Below are 6,331 nucleotides of genomic sequence, written 5' to 3' on the forward strand. Positions count from 1 at the left end.
TGAGCAGTTCATAATTTGACGTTGCGAGCCGGTTTTCGGGAACGAGGCAGGATATCGTTCTTGTCACCCGGAAAATCCGTTAGCAGTCGCCCGAAGCTCGGCGCTTCGACATTTGCCCTGAGCGCCGCCAGTACCTCGGCAAACTCCGCCAGCCTGTCGTCCGGCAATCCCACTCTCAGTTGCTTGTCGAAGGCGAGTGCTGCGGTGCGCAATGTCTCGAACAGCACTTCGCCGGCCGCGGTCAGCGCCACCTGGTGAACCCGGCGGTTCTTCGGATCGCGCCGGCGCGTCAGCAATCCTTGCGTTTCCATGGCGTTGAGATGGTGGGTCAGCGTCGCACCCTGGATGCCGATCATGCCGGCAAGTTCGCGCTGGTTGGCAAGTTCGCGCGACTTGACCGACAGCAGAGTGACCCAGACCGGCAGCGTGCCGCCGGCCTTGACAAGCGCCGCGTCAAACGCCTGCGCCACCAGCTTTGCGGTACGGGCGAGGTTCATTCCGACGGGCGGACGGTCAAAAGGCGTCATGATTCGACACTAATGCATCAAACGCATCGGCGAAACTCGACTCATGCATTGACATCAAACCATTCGACATCTAACTTTTTTGTCAAACGGCGGGGCAAAAGAGGAAATGCGGTCATGCAATATATCTTCATTGCCGTCCTCGGCCTTCACGTCATGGCCGGCGTGTTCTGGGCGGGCACCACCATCGCTGTCGGCCGTGACCCGGAGATTCGGGCGGAGCGGTTCTTCCGGCCGCAAATGGGCGCGGCCGGCCTGGCTTTTCTCACCGGCATATTGCTTTGGTACTTCTTCCACGAGGGCGTTTTCGGCTCGATGGAAAAGGTGCTGGCGCTGGGCATCGTGACCGCCCTGATTGCCGCCGGCGTGCAGGGCGCGTTGGTGGGCTCCGCCAGCAGGCAGCTTGCCGGCGCCGACCAGGCAACGGAAAGCCAGTTGCGTGCGAAGATGACAAGGGGCGAGCGCATTGCCGGGGGGCTGCTTGTCATCACCGTGCTCTGCATGGCCACCGCCAGGATGTTTTGAGCAACGGCGCAAGCACTGTCTACATATCGTACAGTGCCCGGCGCCAAGCCGGCACCGTGCGCGGCGCGCACCGGGCCAACGCGGCAGGTGGCTCTCCCTGCGAAGGTCCGGCGCGCGTCACCAACCGTCCGTACTGCTCGTCAGATCCGCAAGCCGAACCTAATGCCGTCATAGATGGCGGCGTGAATGTTGCGCGAGGCCACCGCATCGCCGATGCGAAACAGCACGAAACCGCCTTCGGGATTGCGCCTGGGGAAGATGTCGCCGCCACTGACCAGCCGCTCGTAGTCGACCGCGCCGCCATTCCGCGACAGCGGCTTCAGCGAGAGGTAGAGGTCGTCGAGGGGTGCCGTGCCATGCTCGACCACCACCTGGTCGACCCGCCGCTCGCCGCGCCAGCCATCGGCAAAATCCGAAGCCAGTTCGGCGACCAATTGGTTGCCCTCGCGCCGCACCGACCGCAGCCTGGTGTTGATGGTGATCGTGACGCCTTTTTCCTGGAAGGCACGCATATAAGGCACATGGTTCATGCCGCCCATCTCGGGAGCGAAGAAGCGCTCCGGCGAAACCAGCTCCAGCTTCGAACCGGCAGTCGCGATCAGTTCGGCCGCGCCCATGCCCTGATGGCCGCCATTGTCATCATAGAGCAGCACGTTCTCGGCCGGCTTGACGGCGCCCGCCATGATGTCCCAGCTCGAGGTGACGAGATTATCGCCCGCCGTCAGCGGCGGGTTCTGCGGCAGGCCGCCGGTGGCGACCACCACCACATCGGGCGACAGCGCCAGCACGTCGTCCTTCTCGGCCCAATTGTCGTAGCGGATCTCGACACCGAGCCGGTCGAGTTCGGCCAATCGCCAGTCGATAATGCCGATCAGTTCCTTGCGGCGCGGGTTCTGCGTCGCCAGCCGCACCTGCCCGCCGGCCTGGCTGGAGGCTTCGAGCACTGTCACCTTATGGCCGCGCTCAGCGGCGACGCGCGCCGCCTCCAGCCCACCGGCGCCAGCGCCGACCACGACCACCTTGCGCTTAGGCCCCTCCGTCCTGGGGATGATATGCGGGATCTCGGCCTCGCGGCCGGTTGCCGCATTGTGGATGCACAGCGCCTCGCCGCCCTCATAGATGCGGTCGAGGCAATAGGTGGCGCCGACGCAGGGGCGGATCTCGTGTTCGCGGCCCTCCATGACCTTCTTGATGATATGTGGATCGGCGATGTGGGCGCGGGTCATGCCGACCATGTCGAGCTTGCCGGTGGCGATGGCGTGGCGCGCCGTGGCGACGTCGGAAATGCGTGCCGCGTGGAAGGTCGGGAACTTCGTCGCCGCCCTCACCTCGCCGGCGAAATCGAGATGCGGCGAAGAACGCATGCCGGTCACCGGAATGACCTTGGTCAGCGCCGCATCGGTCTCGATCGAGCCGCGGATGATGTTCAAGAAATCGACGATGCCGGATGCGGCCAGCCGCCTGGCGATCTCGACGCCCTCGTCCTTCGACAGACCTTTTTCGAAATCCTCGTCGGCAACCATGCGGATGCCGACAACGAAATTTTCGCCAACCGCCACGCGCACCGCGTCGAGCACCATGCGAGTGAAGCGCAAGCGGTTGTCGAGCGAACCGCCGAACTCATCATCGCGCTGGTTGGTGGCCGGCGACCAGAAGCCGTCGATCAGATGGCCGTAGGCCTCGAACTCGATGCCGTCGAGGCCGGCGGCCTGGCAGCGCTGGGCGGCCGACGCATAGTCGGCGACGATGCGCTCGATATCCCAGTCCTCGATGGTCTTCGGGAAGGCGCGATGCGCCGGCTCGCGCACTGGCGAGGCCGACAGCACCGGCAGCCAGTCGGCCTTGTTCCAGCCTGTGCGGCGGCCGAGATGGGTGATCTGGATCATCACCTTGCAATCATGCTCGTGGCAGGCATCCGCCAGTTCCTTGAGCCAGGGCACGATGCGGTCGTCATAGACATGCAGATTGCCGAAGGCAGCCGGGCTGTCGCGCGAGACGATCGCCGAACCGGCGGTCATGGTCAGCGCCATGCCGCCCTTGGCCTTTTCGGCATGGTAGAGCCGGTAGCGCTCCTTCGGCATGCCGTCCTCCGAATAGGCAGGCTCATGGCTGGTCGACATGACCCGGTTCTTCAGCGTCAGGTGCTTGAGCTGGTAGGGCTGGAGAAGCGGATCGTTGCTGGTCATCGTCTTCCTACTGATTCATTTTGTGCTAATGAGCGGCGAAAAATGAAAAGAGACCCACCCATGATCGACACCAAAACCCTCACCCAGCTCGGCGCGCACGTCGAGACGCCACAGAGCCCCGAGGCAGCGGTCCTGGAAACCGTGCCGTTTGCGCGCGGCGACGGCCCGCCGGCCATCGTGCGCTTCGTCTGCCCGGAATTCACCTCGCTCTGTCCGGTCACCGGACAGCCGGATTTCGCCCATATCGTCATCGACTACGCACCCGATACGCTGCTGGTCGAATCGAAATCGCTCAAGCTGTTCATGACTTCGTTTCGCAACCACGGCGCCTTCCATGAAGAATGCACCGTCATGATCGGCCGCCGCATTGTGGCCGCGACCAAGCCCCTGTGGTTGCGCATTGGCGGCTATTGGTATCCGCGCGGCGGCATTCCGATCGACGTGTTCTGGCAAACCGGCGCGCCGCCGGAGGGCAGTTGGCTGCCTGACACCGGTGTCGCGCCCTATCGCGGGCGGGGATGACGAGATCACGCTAACAATACTCATTCGCACTGATATTGGCTGAGCGCCCATTCGCCGGTCACCGACAGAAGGTCAGTTATCTTCCAGGCGCCGCCGACCTTCTTCAGCTTCCATTCGAGCCGGTGCTGGTGACCTTCGACGACAAAGGCGACGACCACCTTGGCCTCGTCGCCATTGACGGCCTCGATGGTCCGCAGGCTCTTGTCGACGGCGAGCTTGTCGTAGTCGGCATTGTCGAGCGCCATGTTGGGGTCGAGGCACTCGCCCTGCCCCGAGGCGCGCAGCGCATCGCTCTTGTCGAGAACGGTTTTCGCCGGATCGATGAAGTTCTTGCGCTGAGCCGGATCAAGCTCCAGCCCGAGATGCTCGTAGAAGGGTTTCACCACCGCCGTCGGCGATCCCGGCAAAACGGGCGCGGGCGGCGGCGGTTCGGCCGACTTGGTTCCCGGCGCGGGCGTTCCTTCCGGCGGCGGCGATGTGTCATCCGCCGGCGCGTTGTCGCCGGACGAGGCCTTTGGCGGCGCGCCGAACAGGCCTTGCGCCGAGGCGCCGCCGTTCAGCCCCGCGGCCAGCATCGATAGGGTCGACAGCGCGACGACAAGACGACGGAGCACAGCGTCACTCCGCCGAGGGGCCGGCAAGCATTCCAAGGCACTCAGGGTCCAGTTGTTGGTTTTGGATGTGATGTCGGCGACCTTCCATTTGCCGTCCACCTTCTTCAACGACCACACCATTTCGCGTTTGGAATCATCGCCTTCCGGGAAAAGGCTGAACGTCGCCGTTACCTCGGCCGTATCGCCATCGACCGTTTCGGCAAGCTTCAGCGTCTTCGTCACCGTCTTCTGGTCAAAATCCTGCGCGTCGAGACCGGGATCGAAGTCGATGCAGGAGACCTCGTCGGGCTTCTCCTTCTGCGCCTTGTCGTTGAGCTCGAACAGCTTGGTCACCGGATCGGTGAAGCGGTCGCGATATTTGGCGTCCGCCTCGAATTTCACCGGTGCGTAGAAGAACTTCACGGCATTGGAAGCCGGCCCAGCGAGTGCTGCGGCAGGCAAGGCAATCGACATGGCAGCGGCCAGCACTATCGGTCTCATGCAGGATCTCCGGATGTTCGGCGGCGTGGTGGCAAGATCACCACCACGCATCCTGCATATCGGCTTTTTTGCGGCTCATGAAGCCCCGCAGCGCCAGCCTCAGGCGCCCCACCAGACGTTCTGGAAGTTCGCAAAAGCGCTTCCGCGGCTAATTGCCGACGATACTGGCCAGATACAATCGCTGCGAACATCACAGGATCCTCAGCCTCCGAAAGTCGCGACAGGCGCTTTGAGTTGGGAGCGCTCGGGCTTGACACCGAGCCCTGGCATCTGCGGGACACGGATATGCCCGTTTTCGATGACGATGGGGTTTGCGGGATCGGTATGCCCTTCGATGTATTCCTGCGCGATCCAGGCGCCCTCAAGAAGTCTCGGCTCGGCGGTAGCGGCAAGGTGCACGCATGCCGCGGCGATGACGTCCCCGCCCCATGTATCGTCACAGCTGTGCGGAAGAGATCGTATTGCACACAGATCGCGGACCGTGACCATCTTGGTAAGGCCGCCAAGGCGGGTGACCTTCAATCCGAACCCGTCCGCGATACCTGAAGAAATTGCCCGCAGGACGGCATTCAAATCCTCGGTATTCTCATCCAGGTAGACCGGATGGGTAACGCGTCCCTTGAGGCTCGCGACTTCCTCCATGGTGTTGCAAGGCTGTTCAAACACGAACGGGATTGCCTGGCAAAGCCGGTCGATCTGCAGCGCGGCCGCGGCGGTGAGGCCACGATTTGCGTCGACGGCTATCCGGGCCCTGAAGCCAACCGCTTCCCAGACCTTGTGCACGGTGGCGACGTCTTGCTCGAGATCCCGTCCGCCTATCTTGATCTGAAGCCGTGGGTAGCCGGCCTTGACCTTGTCGACGGCAATGCGCGCAGTCTCATCCGGTGCACCGACAATAGTCGAGTAGTAAGAGGGCACACGATCGGTGAGCGCACCGCCCAGAAGTGTTGAAACCGGAACGCCCAGCCGCTGGCCGGCGAGGTCGAGGAGAGCGATATCCAAGGCTGCCTTGGCATAGTTGTGACCGTTCAACCGCTCATCCATTCTTGCCGCGAGGCGGCGCACGGACGTGGTGTCTTCGCCGACGAGTCCAGGCGCTATTTCGGCAATCGCCGCTCTCGCACCCAAAGCATGTTGGGGCTGATAAACAGGGCCGACCGGGCAGGTCTCGCCCCAGCCTGACAGTCCGTCCTCGGTGGTCACTTCAACGAGTGTGCTGTCCAGATCCTGCACGGTGTCGCTGGCCATCCGGTAGGCACCGCCTTTGACAGGCAGAAGCACCTGATAGACTCTAATCGACTCGATACGCATCGGACCTAGCTTCCTTCGAGCCAAGCGATTCTGGCCATCTTGCCATTCCAGTGCATGACGGCGCTCTCGGTCACAAACCTGGATCGCACTGCTGTGCTCAAACGCGCACATTGTGCTTGCGCTTCATGAAGTCCTTGGCGGTCTCGACCGCCACCGCCGCGTCGCGGCA

Annotated in this window: 6 protein-coding genes and 2 pseudogenes; 2 read left to right on the top strand and 6 right to left on the bottom strand. The window is 63.1% G+C overall.

The window, feature by feature from the left end; genetic code table 11:
- Positions 1-8: 8 nt before the first annotated feature.
- Positions 9-527 carry a MarR family winged helix-turn-helix transcriptional regulator gene (locus DH08_RS29215; protein WP_192182729.1) on the bottom strand — a complete coding sequence of 173 codons (519 nt, stop codon included), beginning with the start codon at positions 525-527 and terminating at the stop codon, positions 9-11.
- Positions 528-641: 114 nt separating this feature from the next.
- Here DH08_RS29215 and DH08_RS29220 point away from each other — a divergent pair, with 114 nt between their 5' ends.
- Complete coding sequence (locus DH08_RS29220; RefSeq protein ID WP_192182730.1) at positions 642-1,049, top strand: hypothetical protein; 408 nt, start codon at positions 642-644, stop codon at positions 1,047-1,049.
- Positions 1,050-1,189: 140 nt separating this feature from the next.
- Here DH08_RS29220 and DH08_RS29225 read toward each other — a convergent pair whose 3' ends face one another.
- Complete coding sequence (locus tag DH08_RS29225; protein ID WP_192182731.1) at positions 1,190-3,235, bottom strand: oxidoreductase; 2,046 nt, start codon at positions 3,233-3,235, stop codon at positions 1,190-1,192.
- 60 nt (positions 3,236-3,295) lie between these two features.
- On the opposite strand from DH08_RS29225, the gene queF reads away from it, so the two are divergent.
- The gene (queF, locus tag DH08_RS29230; RefSeq protein ID WP_192182732.1) at positions 3,296-3,757 is read left to right on the top strand and encodes a preQ(1) synthase; all 462 of its coding nucleotides are present in this window, start codon (positions 3,296-3,298) and stop codon (positions 3,755-3,757) included.
- A 20-nt stretch (positions 3,758-3,777) separates the two neighbouring features.
- On the opposite strand, the gene DH08_RS29235 is transcribed toward queF, so the two are convergent.
- The 4 genes and pseudogenes from DH08_RS29235 to DH08_RS36665 all read right to left on the bottom strand — a co-directional run.
- A complete protein-coding gene (locus DH08_RS29235; protein WP_192182738.1) occupies positions 3,778-4,371 on the bottom strand; it encodes a YqhG/Tai3 family protein in 594 nt (197 codons plus the stop codon).
- Between the two features lie 24 nt (positions 4,372-4,395).
- A pseudogene (locus DH08_RS29240) lies at positions 4,396-4,851 on the bottom strand (DUF3828 domain-containing protein); the annotation flags it as partial.
- A 201-nt stretch (positions 4,852-5,052) separates the two neighbouring features.
- Positions 5,053-6,162 carry a mandelate racemase/muconate lactonizing enzyme family protein gene (locus DH08_RS29245; protein WP_192182733.1) on the bottom strand — a complete coding sequence of 370 codons (1,110 nt, stop codon included), beginning with the start codon at positions 6,160-6,162 and terminating at the stop codon, positions 5,053-5,055.
- Between the two features lie 97 nt (positions 6,163-6,259).
- A pseudogene (locus DH08_RS36665) lies at positions 6,260-6,331 on the bottom strand (cobalamin-binding protein); the annotation flags it as partial.

It is taken from the genome of Mesorhizobium amorphae (genome assembly GCF_014843845.1).
Taxonomy (GTDB): Bacteria; Pseudomonadota; Alphaproteobacteria; order Rhizobiales; family Rhizobiaceae; genus Mesorhizobium; species Mesorhizobium amorphae_A.

What these genes read in the sequence shown, in the direction of transcription:
- DH08_RS29215 (WP_192182729.1), bottom strand. Translation starts at nt 527, where the DNA reads ATGACGCCTTTTGACCGTCCGCCCGTCGGAATGAACCTCGCCCGTACC.
- DH08_RS29220 (WP_192182730.1), top strand. Translation starts at nt 642, where the DNA reads ATGCAATATATCTTCATTGCCGTCCTCGGCCTTCACGTCATGGCCGGC.
- DH08_RS29225 (WP_192182731.1), bottom strand. Translation starts at nt 3,235, where the DNA reads ATGACCAGCAACGATCCGCTTCTCCAGCCCTACCAGCTCAAGCACCTG.
- queF (WP_192182732.1), top strand. Translation starts at nt 3,296, where the DNA reads ATGATCGACACCAAAACCCTCACCCAGCTCGGCGCGCACGTCGAGACG.
- DH08_RS29245 (WP_192182733.1), bottom strand. Translation starts at nt 6,162, where the DNA reads ATGCGTATCGAGTCGATTAGAGTCTATCAGGTGCTTCTGCCTGTCAAA.